A 17,283-nucleotide genomic window follows, 5' to 3' on the forward strand; every position below is an offset into this window, starting at 1 on the left:
CCACCGTGTGGCGGCGCGGAGCTCGACATGGCATCGATGTCGAGATGGTCACCCGCCGCCCGGCGGAGAAGGGCTTCCGCGCGTTGCCGCGCCGGCGGGTGGTCGAGCGAACTTTCGGCTGGCTGATGCAACACCGCCGGCTCGCCCGCGACTACGAGTCCCTCCCACAACGATCACGCGCCATGATCCTCTGGGCCATGGCTAACACAATGTCCCGCCGGCTGACCGGAGAATCCACCCAAACCTGGCGCGACTGAACACTGCCAATCCAGGTCAGGCCCGGCCCTCCGGGATCAGATGCCCTCTAAAAGGCCCTATCACGATCTTGGGAAGCCCTGGCGGGAGTCTCGGTAGCGTGTACTCATGGCCCAGCCACCGGTATTAGATGAGGATCTGGTGAAGCTGCTTCGCGATCGTGATGGCGTGGAGACCGTGGTGATGCTTCAGGACGGTCGTCGCCTGGTCGTGTACGACATCGCGTGGGGCTACGACCTCGGCGACCAGTGGGCTCACGTGACGACGAATATCAGCCCTGGCCGTGAGGGCGCCGCAGTGGACCTGTTCTGGACAAGCGAGGTGGATTCGGTGATCGACCCAGACGCCGGCCGGAAGATCTACACCGCTTCGTAGCTGCCGTTCGTCCAGCGGACCAGGCGTCGCCAGCAGATCAGGACACAGGCGAGGCTGACAAGGCCGTCGTGGATGTCGAGGCGGCGTTCCCAGCGCACGGCGAGGCGGCGGAACTGATGCAGTAGCGCGAAGGTTTGCTCGACGACGTAGCGCAGCTTGCCCAAGCCTTTGATCCCTGGCGTCTTGGGTCTGGGGATGATCGGCTCGGTGCCGCGCTCGCGGCAGGCCCGGCGGAAGTCTGCACTGCTATAGGCCTTATCGGCCAGCAGCGTCACGAATCGGCGTCGCGGCCGGCCCGGGCGCCCGGCGATCGGCCGGTAGCCATCTAGCAGGTCCAGGGCGCGGCTGATGTCGGGCACGTTCGCGCCGGAGGTGAGTACGTAGATCGGGGTGCCGTTGCCGTCGCAGATCAGGTGGTGCTTGGAGCCGGGCTTGCCGCGGTTGACCGGCGACGGGCCTGTCCCGGTACCCCCTTTTTCGCGTCGATGTGGCTGCCGTCCATCGCCGCTCTCGACCAGTCGGGGTGCAGGTAAGGAACTTGCCACCAGATCCAAACGGCGCTGATCTTGGGCGTAACGCTCTGATACAGCGGCGGCCGTTGCCGGCTGGCCATACTCCCTTCACTGGCCCGGCGGAGGCTCGTCAGCGCTTTCGGGAAGGAAGCCGCAGAGACGTGGGCTGCAGTCGGCCTCGTGATCGCGGCTCCAGAGGTAGGTGTCACGTTCGATGGCGCGAGCGCGGTGAACAAGTCGCAGTTGTTCTCTTCGCGGCACGGTCGAGGGCAATACTGCGAAGGTCTCAGGGAGTACGGCGAGCATGCCGCTGACCTGCTCGCCGTCGTACATCCGCAGCAGCATGGTGCACTGCCACCAGCGGATCTGGCCGCCTTCGGCATTCGGTCTGCCGGGCCAGTAGTAGTCCGCCGGATCGGGGACGATGTAGTGGACGGCGTCGGGATCCAGGTGGGCCGGCAGCCATGGTCCGCCTTTGCCGAGGCCGAGTCGCAGGCGTCCGGCTTCTTCGTACAGGGCGCAGACCGCGGCGGTGTTGAGGGCTTTGAGAACGTTTGCCTCCGTAGGCAGCGGCTGGCGCCCGACCGGCGCTCGGACCGGCCAGCGGCCCAGCAGTACACCGACCTGCTGCCGCAGCGTCATCGGCAACGGACCCTTGCGGTTGGCCGGTAGCGGCGGTGGTGGCGTCCAGGTGAGGCCTGCCTGCTCGATGTGGCGCAGCATCCATGCCTGCCCGTCCGGGCCGGCGGTATTCCAGGTCCAGCTCATCGGCCGTTTGTCCATCGCCTGCTCACGGCTGCTGCCGGAGGTTCCCCGGCGCGACGGACGCCAGGTACTGGGCCGGGTGATTCCCGGCAAGTTGTGGCACAGATTGGACAGGAACCTGATGCGATCCAGATTCTCATCAAGGGTGCTGTCTTCCGGCCGGCGCTGGAGGTTCCCGGCCAGGCGTCGGATCTCGGTGAAGGCCCTGGCCGCCAACATCGCGGCGATGTCCCGATCGAGCCGGGTATCGCGGCGGCTCACGCCGCGTCACCAGCGCGGCCGTGACCGGCGCGGTCCAGAACGCGGTAGACCGTCGCCCGGCCGACAGAGAACATCTCCATCAGGTCGGCGATCGAGTACTCGCCGCTAGCGCGCATCCGGACCAGCTCGGTTTGCTGCCTAGCGGTCAGCTTGGGCTTTTTGCCTTTCAGTCTGCCCTTGGAACGTGCCACGGCCATACCCTCACGGGTGCGCATCTTCAGCAGGTCCGCTTCGAACTCGGCGAACACGGCCAGCATGTTGAAGAACATCTTCGACATCGGGTCGGCCGGATCGTAGATGCTTCCCCCTAGCGACAGGCGTACGCCGCGGGTGACCAGGGCGTCACCGATGTCGCGGGCGTCGGGGACCGACCGTGCGAGCCGGTCGAGCTTGGGCACGACGAGCGTGTCGCCGGCGCGTACGGCTGCGAGGGCTTGGTCGAGGCCGGGACGGGCGCGATTGGTACCGGTCAGTCCCTTGTCTAGATAGATGCGCTCGGCGGGGACGCCGAGGGAGGTGAGGATCTCGCGCTGAGCGGTGAGATCTTGCAGGACGGTTGAGCATCGGGCGTAGCCGATCAGTTCTCCCACTGGCCGATCGTACCGTTTAGCCCCCGATCACCGGACAGTCGTCCGGACCACCTATCTGAGACGACAGTGCTGCTGTTCGGCGCGTCGGAACGGATGCGCCGGCGGCGTCCCACTGATCGTTCCCCTATCGGACATCCGCACCGCGGCCTGATCGGACGCCCCGAGCGTGTGCGGAAGATCGGATGGCTCGGCGTTTCGGTACGAGCACGCCGAGCTCACAGTCTCCGTCCCGGAGGATGTTGGTTGGTAGTCTGCGTGATCATCGGGCGGGAGACGAAGGTTCAATGGGCGCGAAGACCGCACTGCTTGCTCTCACCAAGGGTGATTTGCGTTCTGCGCTGCGGGGAGCGGCTGAAGCCGACGCCGCGGAGGTCCTCGCGCTCGTACGTGAAATACACCCCGGCTATGACGTGACACCGATTGCCGACGGTGTGCTCGGTGACGATACCTATCCGCCGGATGACACCAGCTACGCGACTGTGCTGGCCGGGGCCGAGTTGTTCTGCGATCGTCGGCTTGTCTGCGATCGCCCGTCGCAGATGCCTGCCCGTCTGCTTCGTGCTGGAGGTGACCGGCGGATCATCATGCACGGGATGCACTCGGTCTCTGATTGGCTGTGCTTCGCGGTGTGGGAGAACGGCGCTCTAACTTGATCTTTAACCTGTTCGGCGTGGGCGGGGGTTGCCGGCGGTCTTGGGTTTCTTCCGGGCGTTGGGGCTGATGTGCACGTCGTGGCGGGGTGTGGATCGGTTGTTGCGTCGGCCGGGTGGTCTGCCCGGGCCGGGGCGGCAGGGTTTCGGTGCGCTGGCCAGGCTGCTGGTCTTCGCGCGGAGGTGCCGAAACCCGCGACGGACCCGGGCGGGTGAGAGCCGGTCGGGCGGCGCGGTCTTCTCCCACGGGCGGCGTAGGTCGGCGGCCAGACCGCGGGCCAGACGCAGCTGGGTGTAGACGGCGAGGATGAGCCAGGTCCAACGGTCGGCCTGCTCGGGTGTGCGGATCTTCGGGGTAGTCCAGCCGAGGGTCTGCTTGAACAGCCGGAACATGTGTTCGATGTCGAACCGGCGCAGGAACGCCTGCCAGAGTCGGTCGACGTCGCCGGCGGTGGTGTCGTTGCCGGAGTACCACAGCCAGACCGGCTTAGGGACGGCGCCGCTGGGCAGCCGGGCCACGTCGAGGCGGATGACAGTGCCCTCGATGACGGGCAGCTTGTTGGCGCCGTCGATCCAGGCGCTGCGGTGCGTTAGCCGCGGATGCAGCCGGTTCCAGGCTCGAACCGTGGCGGTGCCGTAGAGGCGGGTCTCGGACCCGGTGGCCGCGTCGGGCTCGTCCCAGCTGCCGGGGTCGCCGAAGATGAACTCGCCGCCGTGGCGGGGCGGCCGGCCGTTCGTGCCGGGCAGCCGGGGCGGGGCCGGCCGGCGCAGCACCCGGTCGCAGCGCATCCGCCCCAGCACCTGCACCGGCAGGTCCCGCAGCAGCCAGGCCAGGCGGGGTGTGTCGTAACCGGCGTCAGCGACCACCAGCATCTGCGGGTCGCCAGGGTGCCACTGCCCGGCCGCGATCAGCCGCTGCCCGAGCTGACGCAACTGCCCGGCGGTGACGGTAGCCGCGTCCTCGCCCGGCACCAGCCGCACCGCGTCCAGCGGCGCGGTCCACGAGCTGCGGCCCGGCTCCAACGCCACCACAATCGAATACGGCCAGCCGGGAACCATCACGTGCTGGTCCTTGCCCCGCCCGTAGGTGTGGCACAGAATCCGCGCCGGCGAGGTGTTCGCGTCCGGGCGCAGCCAGCAGGTGATGTCCACTGCCAGGACCATGCGACCATCGGCCGCCCGGGGCAGCGGCACGCTCGCCAGCACGCCGCGCAGCCGCTCGACGTCGACCCGGCCTCGGGCCAGCGCGGCATACAACGAGCCGTGCCCCCGTCGATGCTCATCAACCAGCGCCAACTCCACCAGCGACCGCACCGGCCCGTCGGCGCACAACACCGCATCGGCCAGCTCGAACAACGCATCCGACCGCGCGGTCAGACAGCCGTAGAACGCCCGACGGAACCCGGCCAGGTCCCCGCACGCCTCCCGCAGAGACCCGTCATGCACACTGGTCACCAGAACAGCCCTTGGCTATCGACGTTCTTCCCTAGACAAGAAGATCATCGACCAGGGGCTTTCCCCATGATGGACCAGGGTCCCACCCGACCCGTCAGAGGTTAAAGATCAAGTTAGCTTGCCGCCTGACCTCTGGCTCCTGCCCCGCCGCCGCCTGTGTCAGGTCAGGTGGGACGTGTCGTTGAGTTGAACGATTCCCCGGTTGCGGAAGAAGTCGTCCTCACGCAGGGACGTGATACCGCCGGACGAGAAGCGGAAGCTGACGAAGCCGGCCGCGTCGATGGGCATGCCGATCCACGCCGCGACGATGAACGTCGCCGTGCCCCCGTGCGTCACCACGATTTGGTTCTCCACCTGCGACCGCAGGATGCGCTCCAGTGCCGCGTCGCCTCTGGATGCGTGACCACGTACACATTTCTCATCCCCGGCCTCCTCGACCTTCGAACCTGCCGACATACGTAGTGGTCGACGAGTCCGGCGGCGAGGTGCGGCCGACCAGTGTCTATCCGCAAGACCTGGTGCTGGGTGATCGCAGCGCTGACGACGTGCCGCTCGTTCGCGGTGGACTTGTGCGCTCAACCTGCGGGCAGGTCCAAAGGCGCCGTAATCGCGAAGTTCCGGTCGACGGCCCGCACGAGAGCCCTTCCGCGTTCCTCCAAACCCATCCGTATCGTCCACGCCTCGAGTGCGGCGAGGAACCCGGCCAAGTCTCGCTGCACATCCGTGAGCAGACCGGGCAGTGCCAGCCGAGGCACAACAACGTTCGCATCCGCGGACCGACTTTGCTGACGGTCCGGACCTCCGTGCTGCCACACGCGCAGCTCGTCGCCAACGACCTCGATCTCGGGCCCCGGGTCATGGCCGAGCCACGGCGTTCCACCAGCGATGACCTGCGCCCACTCTCGCCAATCCTCCAAGCCCGCGCAGCAGCCCGGCACCACCGCCATCCCGGTGACCGTGTCGACCGGCCGCAGGCCACCCGGCACGACAAGGACCTCCTGGGCGAGCAGTGTGTCCACGACCTCGTCACGTCCGCCTGGAGCGGCGACATCGAGCGGATGAGCCAAAGCGGCCACGAAGAGTCCGACCTGCTCATCGGTGGAGTCGGTCCCGAGCGCGAGCCACGACCGCGCGGTCATCCGCGCGACCGGCCACGGGGGCGGCGGCTCAGCGTCGAAAGCCGGAACCTCTACGACGGCCTGCAATTTGATCACCAGCACAGTCAAGCCGAGCTACCCGGGAAAAGCCCCCGGTTTACCCGGTCGACTACCTCCACGCCCAACGGGAACTGCTCGCCAAGCTTCACCTCGGGTAGGGCCCGGACGCTTAATGGAGAAGCGTGGGCATGCCTATTCCGCTACCGTCCCGGCGGTGGAGCATTCGGACGGGTACTTCGATGAGCAGGTGGCCGCGCGCTACGACGATCCCTCGTCGGGGATGTTCCGGCCGGAGCTCATCCACGCCACTGTGGATGTTCTGGCACAGCTCGCGGGCACCGGTCCGGCGTTGGAGCTCGGCATCGGCACGGGCCGGGTGGCGTTGCCGCTGACGGGTCGCGGCGTGACCGTGCACGGCATCGACCTGTCTCGCGCCATGGTGGCGCGGATGCGGGACAAGCCGGGCGGCGACAAGATCGAGGTCACGATCGGCGACTTCGCGACGGCCAGCGTGGGGGGCTCCTTCACGGTGGCCTATCTGGTCTTCAACACCATCATGAATCTGGTCAGCCAGGAGGAGCAGGTCGCCTGTTTCCGCAACGTCGCCGCTCACCTGCGGCCCGGCGGCTGTTTCGTCGTCGAGGTCATGGTGCCGGAGTTGCGCCTGCTGCCGCCCGGGCAGACCATCCGCGCCTATCCGGCCACGCCGTCGCGGTGGTCGTACGATGTCTACGATGTCGCCAGTCAGGCGCTGACCTCGAACTATCTGTCCCTCTCCGGTGAGCGGTCCGAGCATCGCAGCATTCCGTTCCGCTATGTGTGGCCCGCTGAGCTCGACCTGATGGCCCGGCTTGCCGGTCTCCAGCTGCGGCATCGGTGGGCCGACTGGCAGCGTGCTCCGTTCACCGGCGACAGCCCTCAGCACGTGTCGATCTGGGAAAAGCCGACACCGAGCGGAAGCTGAGACGCCACTCCGCAGGAGATCAGGACGGCTACTCTGCGTATATGAAGCACGCGTGGACCGTCGCCGGCGAACTCGGGCGGGAGCACGCCAAAGCCGAGGAAAAGCCGGTGGGCGAGGGAAAGCCGGCGGCGGAGAGCGTGCGGAGCGGCCCTGAGTGGGCGGCCCCGGTGCGGGACGAGTCCGACCCGGGGGCTCCGGCGGCGAGCGCGGACCGGCCCGGTTTCCTCTACGGCGCGGCCCTGGGCGTGGCCGTCCTCGCCGGCTTCGGCGTCGGCCGGGTCACCGCTTCCGCCGATCAGCCGGCGCCTACGCCGTCCGTGCCGGCCGGCGCGAGCTACGTCGAGTACATGGCGGGTTCGCCGGCACCGCCGGGGGCGCAGGCCGGCGGCGGTGCCGCGCACGTCCACGCCACCGACGGTTCGACCACCTCTGTGCAGCCCGTCGGCGGGCTCGCGCTCAGCGCCTCCGGGCTCACCCTGGCACCGCGGAGCGCCACGTTCCGGGCGGGGCGGCGGCAGCCGTTCGCTTTCCGCGTCACCGCCGCGGGCGGCGCGCCGGTCACGACGTACACCACGGTGCACGACAAGCTGCTGCACCTGGTCGTGGTCCGGCGGGACCTGACCGGATATCAGCATCTGCATCCGACCATGGCCCCGGACGGCACCTGGGGCGTCGACCTGACGCTGGCCGAGCCCGGCAGCTACCGCGCGATCGCCGACTTCACCGCCATCGTCGGTGGCCAGCAGGTCGCCGCGACTCTGGGCGTCGACCTGACGGTGGCCGGCACGTACCGGCCCATGGCCCTCCCCGCGGCGGCGACCGCCGCGACGACCGACGGTTTCACGGTGCGTTACACCGGCACGCCGCGCACGGACACTTCCCAGCCGCTGCTGATGACCGTGACGGGTCCCGGTGGTCAGCCGGCTCCGCTGGAGCCGTACCTGGGCACGTTCGGTCACCTGGTGGTGATGCGGGAGGGCGACGTGGGCTATGTCCATGTGCACCCGGAGCCGCAGTTGGCCGGCGGGGCGGTGAAGTTCTGGCTCGCCCCGCCGGGACCCGGCCGGTACCGGATGTTCTTCGACTTCCAGGTCGCCGGCCGGGTCCACACCGCCGCGTTCACCGCGGTGGTGGGCTGAGCGGGTCAGTCGAGCACGGGTTTGCTGGGATAACCCAGGGTGGCCCCTTCTCCGAAGGAGGTCAGCGTGCGCAGCCCCCAGCAGGTCACCGCGCCGCTGGTCAGCGCCGCGCAGCTCGTCTTGCCGTTGGTGGCGTACATCGCCGCCAGCATGATCCCGGCGCTGTCGTAGGTGACCTGAGCGTTCGGTTCGGTGGCGCGGAGGAGCCCGTTGCCGACCTGTCCGGCGGATCCCTCGCCGAAGCACCAGCCCTGGGCGTTGGAGCTCTTCACACAGGTGACGTCGCCGAAGGCGGCGATCCGCGAGGCGATCATCGTCGGCAGCACGGTCGGCGCGCTGCGCGCGGTGGTGTCGCCGAGGCCGAGCTGGCCGGCGTTGTTGGCGCCGAAGCACCACAGGGCCCGGGTCGGCAGCAGCGAGACGGCGCAGCTGTGCGCGCGGCCCGCGCCGAGGTTGATCACTCCGGCGAGGTTCGGGATCTTCTGGGCCAGCGTGCCCGGGCCGACGGCGCCGAGCTGGCCGTCACCGTTCTCGCCGAAGCACCACACCGCTCCTGACGTCGGCGTGGTCGTCACGTAGTTCTCCGCGGTGCAGGCGTGCCGGTAGCCGACGGCGATCTGCGACAATCCGGACAGGACGACGCCGTCGGCGCCGCGGACCTGGGCCGGCGCGGGGTGCGGATCCTGGCCGGTCAGGCCGGCACCGATCAGGTCCGACCTGCCGAAGCACCACAGGGTGCCGCCGTTCTTGCGGGCGCACGTCGCCTTGTCGCCGACCGCGATCTCGCTGACCAGGGTGATGGCGACCTTGGAGACGCCGATCGTCGCCGACGCGGGTTGACCCGCCTGGCCGGCGTCGTTGGCGCCCCAGCAGTACATCTCGTTGGCGACGGTGGCCACGCAGGCGGTCTCCGTGCCGACGGCGATCATCCGTGGCACGACGCCGGCGGGCAGGGGCACCTGGACCGGGCCGGGCCGGGCGATCCCCGGCTCGCTGCCGGCGGCGCCGAGGCGGTTGACGCCCCAGCACCACACCGCGGTGTCGCGGATGGCGCAGCTCGCGTCCGTACCCATGGCGATCTTGGTGGTGCCGGCGAGGCCGACGATGGGCGCGCTGGGTTGCGACATCCGGCCGTCGTCGCCGGAGCCGTGCTGTCCGGCGACGTTGTCGCCGAAACACCACAGCGAGCCGTCGCGGGTCAGCGCGCAGGTCGTGGCGCCCCCACCGGCGATGACCGAGGTGGCGGTGTCGAGGTTGAGCACCGCCACGGGCGAGGTGCGGTCGAGGCCCGCACTGTCGCCGAGCTGGCCCTCCTCGCCCACGCCGAAGCAGCGGGCCTGGCCCGACAGCAGGGTCACGCAGGTGTAGTGGTCGCCCGCGCTGACACCGGTGGCGGCGGGAACGTCGACCGGCGCGGGGCCGGCCGATCCCGTGACCTCCCGGCCGAGCTGGCCGTCGTCACCGGCACCGAAGCAGGACACCGCGGTGCCGAGCAGGACACAGGTGTGGTCGGTGCCGGCGGAGACCGCCGACACGCCGGCGAGACCCGCGACCCGCACCGGGCTGTGAGCCTGGGACGGCGTCCCGGACCGCTGGCCGAGGTCGTCGGCGCCCCAGCAGGCGACGGTCGCGTCGGTCAGCACGGCGCAGGCGTGGTGGTCGCCGACGGTGACGTCGACCGCGGAGGCGGGCAGGGTCACGCGGACCGGGGCGGCGCTCGTCGCCGCTCCGCCGAGCTGGCCGTCGGCGCCGTCGCCGAGACACCACACCGAGCCGGCGGTCACGGCGCAGGTGGTGGCACCGCCCGCGGCGACAGCGGTGACGCCGGTCAGACCGGACACCTTGGCCGGCTTACCGAATCGCGCGGGGTCGCCCAGGAGGGCACCCCAGCACCACAGGAAGCCGCCGCCGTCGATGGCGCAGGCGTGGTTCTCGCCGGCGGCCACACGGGTCACTCCGGCCGGGCCCGCCACGATGACGGGACCGTTCGCGCTGGCGACCGCCGACCCGTCGCCGAGCTGACGGGTGTCGTTGGCTCCCCAGCAGCGGGCGCCGCCATCGACATGGACGCCGCACGCGAAGTCTCCGCCGACGGCGACCGACCGCCACGGGGCGCGGGGCACCGCGACCGCCGCCGGGGACAGCGGCGAGGTGGTGCCGTCGGCGTAGACGGCCTGCACCTGGAACTGGTACGCCTGACCGTCGGTCAGTTCCCGGTCGGTGAGTTCGGTGTCCGTGCCCGTGCTCGTGGCGATCTCCACGCCGTCGCGGAGGATCCGCCAGCTGGACGCGGTCCGTCCCGGCGCCGGCTCGAAGTGCAGCACGGCCTCCTCGTGCCGCTCCTCGACGCTGAGCAGCGGCGTCTGCGGGGGCGCGGAAGGGGTGGCGGTGACGGCGGTCGAGAGCGAGGACTCCGTGCCCCGCGAATCGATCGCCGTGACCGTGTACCGATAGGTGACGCCGTTGCTGAGGGACGTGTCGCGCACCGGGGAACCGGCCGCGTCGGTGAGCTTCACGCCGTCGCGGTACACCCGGTAGCCGGCGGGTGCCGGCGTGGGCGTGTTCCAGGTCAGCGTGACCTCGGCGTTGCCCCCGACCGCCTGGACGCCGGTGGGCCGGGACGGCGGGATCGGCCGTGGCGTGGACGACACCGACGAGGAGGGGGCGGACTGCTGGTCGTCGAGGCCGACGGCGATGAGGGCGTAGTTGTACGTGACGCCGTTGACGGCCGAGGTGTCGACGAAGTTGTTCTCCGTCAGCACACCGCCCAGAGCGACGCCGTCGCGCTGCAGCAACCATCGGCCGGTGCCACCGCTCGACCAGTGCAGGGTGACCTTGTCGTCGCCGGCGGCGGCCGCGGGAGGGGCGGGAGCGCTCGGCGCGGCGACGGGCACAGCGACGACCTCGGCGCTGCGCGGGCCGGCGGCACCATTGGCGTTGTACGGCAGCAGGCTGTACCGGTAGCTGGTCCCGTTGGTCAGACTCGCGTCCTCGTACGCCACGGCGGAACCCGACACGTCAGCGATCTTGACGCCGTCGCGCATCAGGTCGTACGCGGCGACGGGGTCCACCGGCGCCGGCCACGACAGGAGCACCCGCCCATCGCGGCCGCGGGCGCTCACCGGCCCGGGAGCGGCCGGCGCCCCCAACGGCGTAGCGGCCTGGATCGCCGAACGGGCGGAATACTGCCCGGACACGACGACCCGCACCTGGTAGCGATAGGTCGCGCCGTTGCTCAGCCGCAAGTCGGTGGTCTTGGTCGTCGGTGCGCTGAGGGTCACGAGGTGGGAGGAGTCGCGGTAGAGCAGATAGCGCTGCGCTCCGGCGACCGGCTGCCAGCTCAGGGACACCCGCGCGTCGGCGGCGACGGCGGTGAAACCCACCGCGCTGGCCTGCTCCGTCGCGGTGGGCGCGACAGTCAGCCGCACCGGCGCGGAGGGCGTGCCGTTGCGGTTCACGGTCTCCAGGTTGAGCAGGTACGAGTCGTCGTTGGTCAGCCCGGTGACGACCAGCACGCCGGCGGTGGCGGCGACGGACGCCTTGGGCACGCCGTTGACCACCGCACGGACCGTGGCGGCCAGCGTCGACGTCGGCCGGTCCCAGGTCACGGTGACCTGGCCGTTCTGGTTACGGAACCGCACGCCGATCAGACGCGGCGGCGCGGCCAGCGGGGTGACCGTGCGCGCCGCGCTGTCCTTCGACCGGCGGCCCTGGGAATCGACGCTGCGCACCACGAACCGGTACGTGACGCCGTTGCGGACGCTGGTGGAGGACCACCGGGAGGTACGGACCTTCTTCGCGACGACGATGCCGTCACGGACGATGTCGACGCCGGCGGCGCCACGCGGCGCCGTCCAGGACAAGGTGACCTTGCCGCTGGCGGCGACCGCCTTGAAGGCGGTGGGCGGCGCGATCCGCGTCGCGGCCACCGCCGCGTTCGTGGCCACACCGATCAGACCGAGCGCGACGAGTGAAGCGACGAACGCGGCGATCAGCCGCCGAGCGGGGCTGGCGATCAGCGGCAGGTGCCGACGCCGGTGTCGGCGAACGTGACGGGGGCCGGGGCGGCCTGAGTGAAGTTCCATTCGTACCTCCCTTCACCAAGGCGCAGGAACAGAAGACCGAACAGGGCGACGGAGCTGCCCGCGTACCGGGACTCGATGGTGCCCGCGAGCTCGGGACGGGTGGTGTCGTTGGCCACGGCGTAGTTGTTGGCGCCACCGGTGCCGACGATGAACGAGCGCATGCCCTGCGACTCCGGGACGGCGACCGGCGGGACCATCTTGTCGTCGTTGACAGGGGTGGCCCGCCCGATGGGCGCGAAGCGCTGATAGTTGTGGTCGTGGGCCAGCAGGGCCACGTCGACGCCACCGTCGACCAGGGCGTTCCAGACCGGGGCCATGGGGGCGTACTCGCCATGGGAACCGGCCGACCACAGCGGGTGGTGCCAGTAGGCCAGCGCGCACTTGTTGGGGTGGGCCGCCAGGTCCGCCTTCAGCCAGCGCATCGTGGCGCTGGCGTCGTCGCAGGGCTTCGCCGGGCTGCAGTGGTTCGAGTTGATGGCGATGAGGTGCCAGCTTCCGACGTCGTAGCTGTAGCTGCCCGGAACCTGGTACGGCGTGGTCTCCTGGGCGATGGACCCGAAGTAGTCGTAGTAGCCCTTGCCGTTCACCGTCTTGTACTCGTGGTTGCCCGGCACCGGCTTCGTGATGGCCTTGTAGGGGCCGAAGAACTGGTCGTAGACGTTGGCGAACTCCTCCGGCGTGCCGTTCTCGTACTGCAGATCGCCCAACGGCAGGAAGGCGGAGAGGCGCTGCCCGGCAAGCAGGTCGGCCACGTTGTTCTCGCGGCAGCCGGCCGGGCTGCCCTCACCGCCCCGGTACACGGCGTTCGTCGGCGCACAGGCGATATCGCCGACGGCGGCGATGAGCTCACCCTCGCCCTTCGCCAGCTGCTGCGGCGCGGCGAGGCGGCCGGGTGGTCCGTCCGCGGAGAGGCCCGCGGCGGCGAACGCTCCGGCGGGTAGCAGCACGACGACCAGGAGCCCGAGCACGAAGCTCGTGCGCCCGCGGCGACGGCGGGGAGTTTGTCCAGACATCACTCGAACAGCTTTCTCGCCCTGGGGAGCGTCGAGGGTGCGGCCCGGGTGCCGTTGGGGTGTCCCGGCGCCCGCCGGGCGGCACCCGGAGCGCAACGCGCGGGCCACCGGTCAGCCCCCGGCCGCCGTCAGGCTTCCCCTCGTGTATGTATCGGTGCGTGATCGTCCCGCCGCGGCGGCGGAGGGGCCCGTCGGCCCGACCGTCCCCGTCCGCCGGGTGGCGACGACGGTGGTGCTGCTCGGCATCGTCAGCATGCTCACGGACGTCTCCTCGGAGATGGTCGCCGCCGTGCTCCCGCTGTATCTGACCGCCGAGCTCGGGCTCGGCTACGTCGCGTACGGCTTCGTCGACGGCGCCTACCAGGGCGTCAGCGCACTGGTGCGCATGCTCGGAGGCTATGCCAGCGACCGCACCGGCGCGGCGAAATGGATCGCCGTCGTCGGATACGGCGTGTCGGCGGTGAGCCGGCTGGCGATGCTGCCCGCGCAGGCATTCCTCGCCATCACCGCGGTCGTGACGGCCGACCGGCTCGGCAAGGGCCTGCGTACCGCGCCGCGCGACGCCATGATCGCCGCCGCGTCCCGGCCGGAGACGCTGGGACGTTCGTTCGGCGTGCACCGGGCGCTGGACACCCTAGGCGCGGCGCTGGGGCCCCTGGTCGCCTTCGGCCTGCTCGCGGCGGTGCCGGGAAGCTACGACTCGGTCTTCGTCGTCTCGTTCGCGGTGGCGGCGGTCGGCGTGGCCGTCCTCGTCCTGTTCGTGCCGGCGCGGCGCGCGCTGCCCGCGGCGCGGCTACGCGCTCGCGGGATCATGAAGGAGCTGACCAGCCGCCGGCTGCGGCGGCCCGTCGTCGCCTGCGCCCTGCTCGGCCTCGTCACCGTCGGCGACGGCTTCCTGTACCTGTCGCTGCAGCAGCGCACGGACCTGGACGCCTCGCTGTTCCCCCTGCTCTACGTCGGCACCAACGCCGTATACCTGCTCCTCGCCGTGCCGATGGGCCGCCTCGCGGACCGCGTCGGGCGGGGGCGCGTCCTCATCGGCGGCCATGTCGCGCTGCTCAGCGTCTACCTTGTCGCCGGCGGGCCCGTGCACACCTGGACCGCGGTCGTCGTCAGCCTCGCGCTGCTGGGCACCTTCTACGCGGCCACCGACGGTGTGCTGCCGGCGATGGTGAGCCCGTTGGTGGCGCCCGAGGCCCGTGCCAGCGGCATCGCCGCCGCGCAGACGGTCGTGGTCGTGGCGCGGTTCGCTTCCTCGGTGGCGTTCGGTGCGCTGTGGGCGGCCGCCGGACCGGGAGTGGGACTGGTGGTGTTCGCCGTTCTCCTCGGCGCCGCGTTGCCGGCCGCCGCCTGGCTCCTGGCCGGCCGCGGGTCCGGCGGCACCCTCGACGAGACCCGGCCGGCGGAGGTCACCGCGTGAACCCCGAGCAGTCACGAGCCCGCCGCGTCCGCACGCTCGTCTTCCTCACGGTCATGGCGCTGGCCATGGGCGGCTCGGTCGCCTACGTGGCCGACGCCTACGGCGATCGCGTCCGCGAGGTCCCGGGCACCGACCAGACGGCCACCGGCGCCGACCTCGCGGCCATTACCGCGCGGCCCCACGTGGTGTTCCGCAACGCCGCCGCCGGACCCGCCGAGGGCCACGTCGCCGTGGTGGCGATCGACGGGGCCGACGGGCCGCGCGCGATCACCCCGGCCGTCTGCGACCGGGTGTACGCCACCCGCCAGAACGCGGTCTGCCTCGCCGCGCAGACGACACTCAACGCGCGCAGCTACCAGGTGCGCGTCCTCAACGCCGACTGGTCGACCGCACAGGACCTGTTCGAGACGCCGGGGCTGTCCAGCAGGACCCGGCTGTCCCGCAGCTCGGCCCAGATCGCCACCACCGCGTTCGTGTACGGCGACTCCTACAACAACCCCGGCGAGTTCTCCACGCGCACGACGATCACCCCCGCCACCGGCGGCGGGCCGGGGCTCAACCTCGAGAGCTTCACGCTGCTCGTCGACGGCCGCGTCATCAAGAGCGCGGACCGCAACTTCTGGGGCGTCACCTTCGCCGACGACGACAACTTCTACGCCACCGCCGCGACGGCCGGAAAGACCTGGCTCGTCCGGGGCAGCGTGTCGGCGCGTACCCTCACCGCCCTGCGCGATGACGTGGAGTGCCCGTCGCTGTCACCCGACAAGACGCGGATCGCCTTCAAGAAGCACGGCGACCTGCCGGACGGCCAGTGGCGGCTCGCCGTCTACGACCTGCGCACCGGCCAGGAGACCGTGCTGGCCGAGACCCGCAGCGTCGACGACCAGGCCGAATGGCTGGACGACGCGCACGTGCTCTACGGGCTGCGTACCGGTTCCGTGCAGCACAGCACGACCGACGTCTGGGTGACGGACGCCGCGGGCGGAGGCACCCCCCGGGTGTTCATTCCCAACGCCTGGTCGCCCGCGGTCATCCGGTAGCGAGCGCCCGGGCCACCAGGTGGACGCCGGCGATGAGGGCAGCCCGGGGAGCGTCCTGCCATTGGGGCGTGAGGGGCGCGAGGCTCGTCGAGAGTGGATAGCGGTCGGCCAGGTCCGGAATCCGCTGCCTCGTCGCCCGCGCCACCTCCAGCCACTCCCCCGCCCCGTCCCCACTCATCCGCCGGTAGGCCGCATCGGTCCCGGCTGTGGCCCGAACGGTCGCGTACAGCATGGTCACCGCCGGCGGCCGAGCCCGCGGCGCTACCGCCCAGTCTTCGAGAATGCGCAGCAGGCGTTCCATCCAGTCCTGCTCGTGGGGGCCCTGGGTGGCCTGTGACCACGGGCGCTCGGTCAGCCACGGGTGCGCCAGATACACCCCGTGCAGCGCCAGGGCCCACGCCGACAGCGCCTCCGCCAGGGTGGTGCCGGGGTCTTCCCAGGCGGGCATCGCCGAGGCCTGGTCCTGCATCAGGGACAGCAAATTCTCTTTCGTGCCCACGTACGGGTAAAGCGCCATGGCGCTCTTGCCGAACGCCGCGGCGACGGCGCGGGTCGACACCGCGGCGAGGCCCTCGGCGTCCGCGATCGCGATGCCGGTGTCGAGGATGTCGTCCAGGTCGAGCTGTTGCCGGGGACCCCGGCGGGGCGTGGGCAGCGTGGTGCCGCGATGCCGCCAGAGCCGGCGGACGTGGGCATCGGCGTCACGGTTCGGGTTCGTCATCATACCGCTTACAGCGTATAGTGTTTTCATGACTATCGCACGACTCCACGACGGCTCAGCTCTCGACGTGACGGTCCTCGGCGATGGCCCGGCGGTTCTGCTGCCCCTCGGCACGGCTCGTGCAGAGGACGAGGCCGCCGAGCAGATGCGCGCCTGGGGCGCCGACCCGCACCTCGGCCACACCCTCGCCACCAGCCTCGCCGACGCCGGCTTCCAGGTCGTCGCCGCCGACTACGAGGACCATCTCACCCACCGCCCCAAGCCGCGGACGCTCACCGCCGCGGCCGCCGCGAGCGACCTGCTCGCCATCGCCGACGCCGCCGGCGTGCGGCGGTTCGCCTACTACGGTTACTCCTGGCTCGCCCTGACCGGGTTGCAGCTCGCGATCCGCACCGACCGACTCTCGGCCCTGGTCATGGGCGGTTTCCCGCCGCTGGGCGGCCCCTACGCGACCATGCTCGCCGTCACCCGCGTCGCCCACCGCATGGCCCTCGAGCACCGCGACCGGGGGCCCGCCCCCGCGACCGAGCCCCGGCCCGGCGACTGGGATTCCGTCGAATTCACCCGCACCCCCGACCAGACCCAGCAGTACGTCACCCTCTACGAATCCCTCCAGGACTTCGACGAGGCGGCCGCGCTGGAGAGCCTGCGCCTTCCGCGGCTCGCCTTCGCCGGCGCCGACGACACCATCGCCTACGGCCCCCGCTGGGACGACGCCCGCGTCGCCATCGCCGAACCGCTGCGCCGGCACCGCGACGAGCTCGAGGCCCAGGGCTGGACGGTGGAACTCGTGCCGGACGCCGACCACATGAGCGCGACGCGGGCCAGCACCGTCCTGCCGATGCTGACCCCCTGGCTGCGCAAGCACCTGCAGCGGTAGT

Annotated in this window: 17 protein-coding genes; 8 read left to right on the top strand and 9 right to left on the bottom strand. The window is 70.8% G+C overall.

Features of this window, described 5'->3' with window-relative positions; genetic code table 11:
* Positions 1-257, top strand: a 257-nt coding sequence (locus tag AB0M36_RS23980; RefSeq protein WP_364161067.1) for a transposase, incomplete at its 5' end; no start/stop codon positions are given.
* Positions 258-363: 106 nt separating this feature from the next.
* On the top strand, positions 364-630 hold the full coding sequence (locus tag AB0M36_RS23985) for a hypothetical protein (protein ID WP_364161069.1): 267 nt from the start codon (positions 364-366) through the stop codon (positions 628-630).
* Here the strand turns inward: AB0M36_RS23985 and AB0M36_RS23990 are convergent.
* The 3 genes from AB0M36_RS23990 to AB0M36_RS24000 all read right to left on the bottom strand — a co-directional run bounded on the left by AB0M36_RS23990 (position 615) and on the right by AB0M36_RS24000 (position 2,758).
* Positions 615-1,175 (bottom strand): IS5 family transposase, encoded by a 561-nt coding sequence (locus AB0M36_RS23990; protein ID WP_364161583.1) that lies wholly within the window; start codon positions 1,173-1,175, stop codon positions 615-617. The genes AB0M36_RS23985 and AB0M36_RS23990 overlap by 16 nt on opposite strands.
* A 75-nt stretch (positions 1,176-1,250) precedes the next feature.
* A complete protein-coding gene (locus AB0M36_RS23995) occupies positions 1,251-2,168 on the bottom strand; it encodes a hypothetical protein (RefSeq protein ID WP_364161071.1) in 918 nt (305 codons plus the stop codon).
* Positions 2,165-2,758: a recombinase family protein gene (locus AB0M36_RS24000; protein ID WP_364161073.1), complete on the bottom strand. Its 594-nt coding sequence runs from the start codon at positions 2,756-2,758 to the stop codon at positions 2,165-2,167. The genes AB0M36_RS23995 and AB0M36_RS24000 overlap by 4 nt, the downstream gene beginning before the upstream one ends.
* A gap of 284 nt (positions 2,759-3,042) precedes the next feature.
* Here AB0M36_RS24000 and AB0M36_RS24005 point away from each other — a divergent pair, with 284 nt between their 5' ends.
* A complete protein-coding gene (locus AB0M36_RS24005) occupies positions 3,043-3,411 on the top strand; it encodes a hypothetical protein (protein ID WP_364161075.1) in 369 nt (122 codons plus the stop codon).
* 3 nt (positions 3,412-3,414) lie between these two features.
* Here AB0M36_RS24005 and AB0M36_RS24010 read toward each other — a convergent pair whose 3' ends face one another.
* From AB0M36_RS24010 to AB0M36_RS24020, 3 genes are all read right to left on the bottom strand, one after another.
* Positions 3,415-4,863 (bottom strand): NF041680 family putative transposase, encoded by a 1,449-nt coding sequence (locus AB0M36_RS24010; protein ID WP_364161077.1) that lies wholly within the window; start codon positions 4,861-4,863, stop codon positions 3,415-3,417.
* Between the two features lie 159 nt (positions 4,864-5,022).
* Entirely contained in the window at positions 5,023-5,541 is a 519-nt protein-coding gene (locus tag AB0M36_RS24015) for a histidine phosphatase family protein (protein WP_364161079.1), read from the bottom strand.
* Complete coding sequence (locus AB0M36_RS24020; RefSeq protein WP_364161081.1) at positions 5,439-6,089, bottom strand: hypothetical protein; 651 nt, start codon at positions 6,087-6,089, stop codon at positions 5,439-5,441. The genes AB0M36_RS24015 and AB0M36_RS24020 overlap by 103 nt, the downstream gene beginning before the upstream one ends.
* Before the next feature lie 145 nt (positions 6,090-6,234).
* Between AB0M36_RS24020 and AB0M36_RS24025 the strand changes: the two genes are divergently transcribed.
* Both AB0M36_RS24025 and AB0M36_RS24030 read left to right on the top strand, forming a co-directional pair.
* Entirely contained in the window at positions 6,235-6,984 is a 750-nt protein-coding gene (locus tag AB0M36_RS24025; RefSeq protein ID WP_364161083.1) for a class I SAM-dependent methyltransferase, read from the top strand.
* Between the two features lie 41 nt (positions 6,985-7,025).
* Positions 7,026-8,123, top strand: a complete 1,098-nt coding sequence (locus AB0M36_RS24030; protein ID WP_364161085.1) for a hypothetical protein — start codon at positions 7,026-7,028, stop codon at positions 8,121-8,123.
* A 5-nt stretch (positions 8,124-8,128) separates the two neighbouring features.
* Here AB0M36_RS24030 and AB0M36_RS24035 read toward each other — a convergent pair whose 3' ends face one another.
* A complete protein-coding gene (locus tag AB0M36_RS24035; RefSeq protein WP_364161087.1) occupies positions 8,129-12,208 on the bottom strand; it encodes a hypothetical protein in 4,080 nt (1,359 codons plus the stop codon).
* A complete protein-coding gene (locus AB0M36_RS24040; RefSeq protein ID WP_364161089.1) occupies positions 12,139-13,221 on the bottom strand; it encodes a metallophosphoesterase in 1,083 nt (360 codons plus the stop codon). Before AB0M36_RS24040 ends, AB0M36_RS24035 begins: the two co-directional genes overlap by 70 nt.
* 154 nt (positions 13,222-13,375) lie before the next feature.
* On the opposite strand from AB0M36_RS24040, the gene AB0M36_RS24045 reads away from it, so the two are divergent.
* Both AB0M36_RS24045 and AB0M36_RS24050 read left to right on the top strand, forming a co-directional pair.
* Complete coding sequence (locus AB0M36_RS24045; RefSeq protein ID WP_364161091.1) at positions 13,376-14,641, top strand: MFS transporter; 1,266 nt, start codon at positions 13,376-13,378, stop codon at positions 14,639-14,641.
* Entirely contained in the window at positions 14,638-15,681 is a 1,044-nt protein-coding gene (locus AB0M36_RS24050) for a hypothetical protein (protein ID WP_364161093.1), read from the top strand. Before AB0M36_RS24045 ends, AB0M36_RS24050 begins: the two co-directional genes overlap by 4 nt.
* On the opposite strand, the gene AB0M36_RS24055 is transcribed toward AB0M36_RS24050, so the two are convergent.
* The gene (locus tag AB0M36_RS24055) at positions 15,671-16,405 is read right to left on the bottom strand and encodes a hypothetical protein (RefSeq protein WP_364161095.1); all 735 of its coding nucleotides are present in this window, start codon (positions 16,403-16,405) and stop codon (positions 15,671-15,673) included. The genes AB0M36_RS24050 and AB0M36_RS24055 overlap by 11 nt on opposite strands.
* A 25-nt stretch (positions 16,406-16,430) precedes the next feature.
* On the opposite strand from AB0M36_RS24055, the gene AB0M36_RS24060 reads away from it, so the two are divergent.
* Positions 16,431-17,282, top strand: coding sequence for an alpha/beta hydrolase (locus tag AB0M36_RS24060; protein WP_364161097.1), 852 nt, complete (start codon positions 16,431-16,433; stop codon positions 17,280-17,282).
* Position 17,283: the final 1 nt, after the last annotated feature.

The sequence above is a fragment of the Actinoplanes sp. NPDC051346 genome (assembly GCF_040682215.1).
In the GTDB taxonomy this organism is placed as follows: domain Bacteria; phylum Actinomycetota; class Actinomycetes; order Mycobacteriales; family Micromonosporaceae; genus Actinoplanes.

Coding starts and splice junctions, on each gene's coding strand:
- AB0M36_RS24030 (WP_364161085.1), top strand. CDS start 7,026: ATGAAGCACGCGTGGACCGTCGCCGGCGAACTCGGGCGGGAGCACGCC.
- AB0M36_RS24035 (WP_364161087.1), bottom strand. CDS start 12,208: ATGGAACTTCACTCAGGCCGCCCCGGCCCCCGTCACGTTCGCCGACAC.
- AB0M36_RS23985 (WP_364161069.1), top strand. CDS start 364: ATGGCCCAGCCACCGGTATTAGATGAGGATCTGGTGAAGCTGCTTCGC.
- AB0M36_RS24040 (WP_364161089.1), bottom strand. CDS start 13,221: ATGTCTGGACAAACTCCCCGCCGTCGCCGCGGGCGCACGAGCTTCGTG.
- AB0M36_RS24055 (WP_364161095.1), bottom strand. CDS start 16,405: ATGATGACGAACCCGAACCGTGACGCCGATGCCCACGTCCGCCGGCTC.
- AB0M36_RS24060 (WP_364161097.1), top strand. CDS start 16,431: ATGACTATCGCACGACTCCACGACGGCTCAGCTCTCGACGTGACGGTC.
- AB0M36_RS24005 (WP_364161075.1), top strand. CDS start 3,043: ATGGGCGCGAAGACCGCACTGCTTGCTCTCACCAAGGGTGATTTGCGT.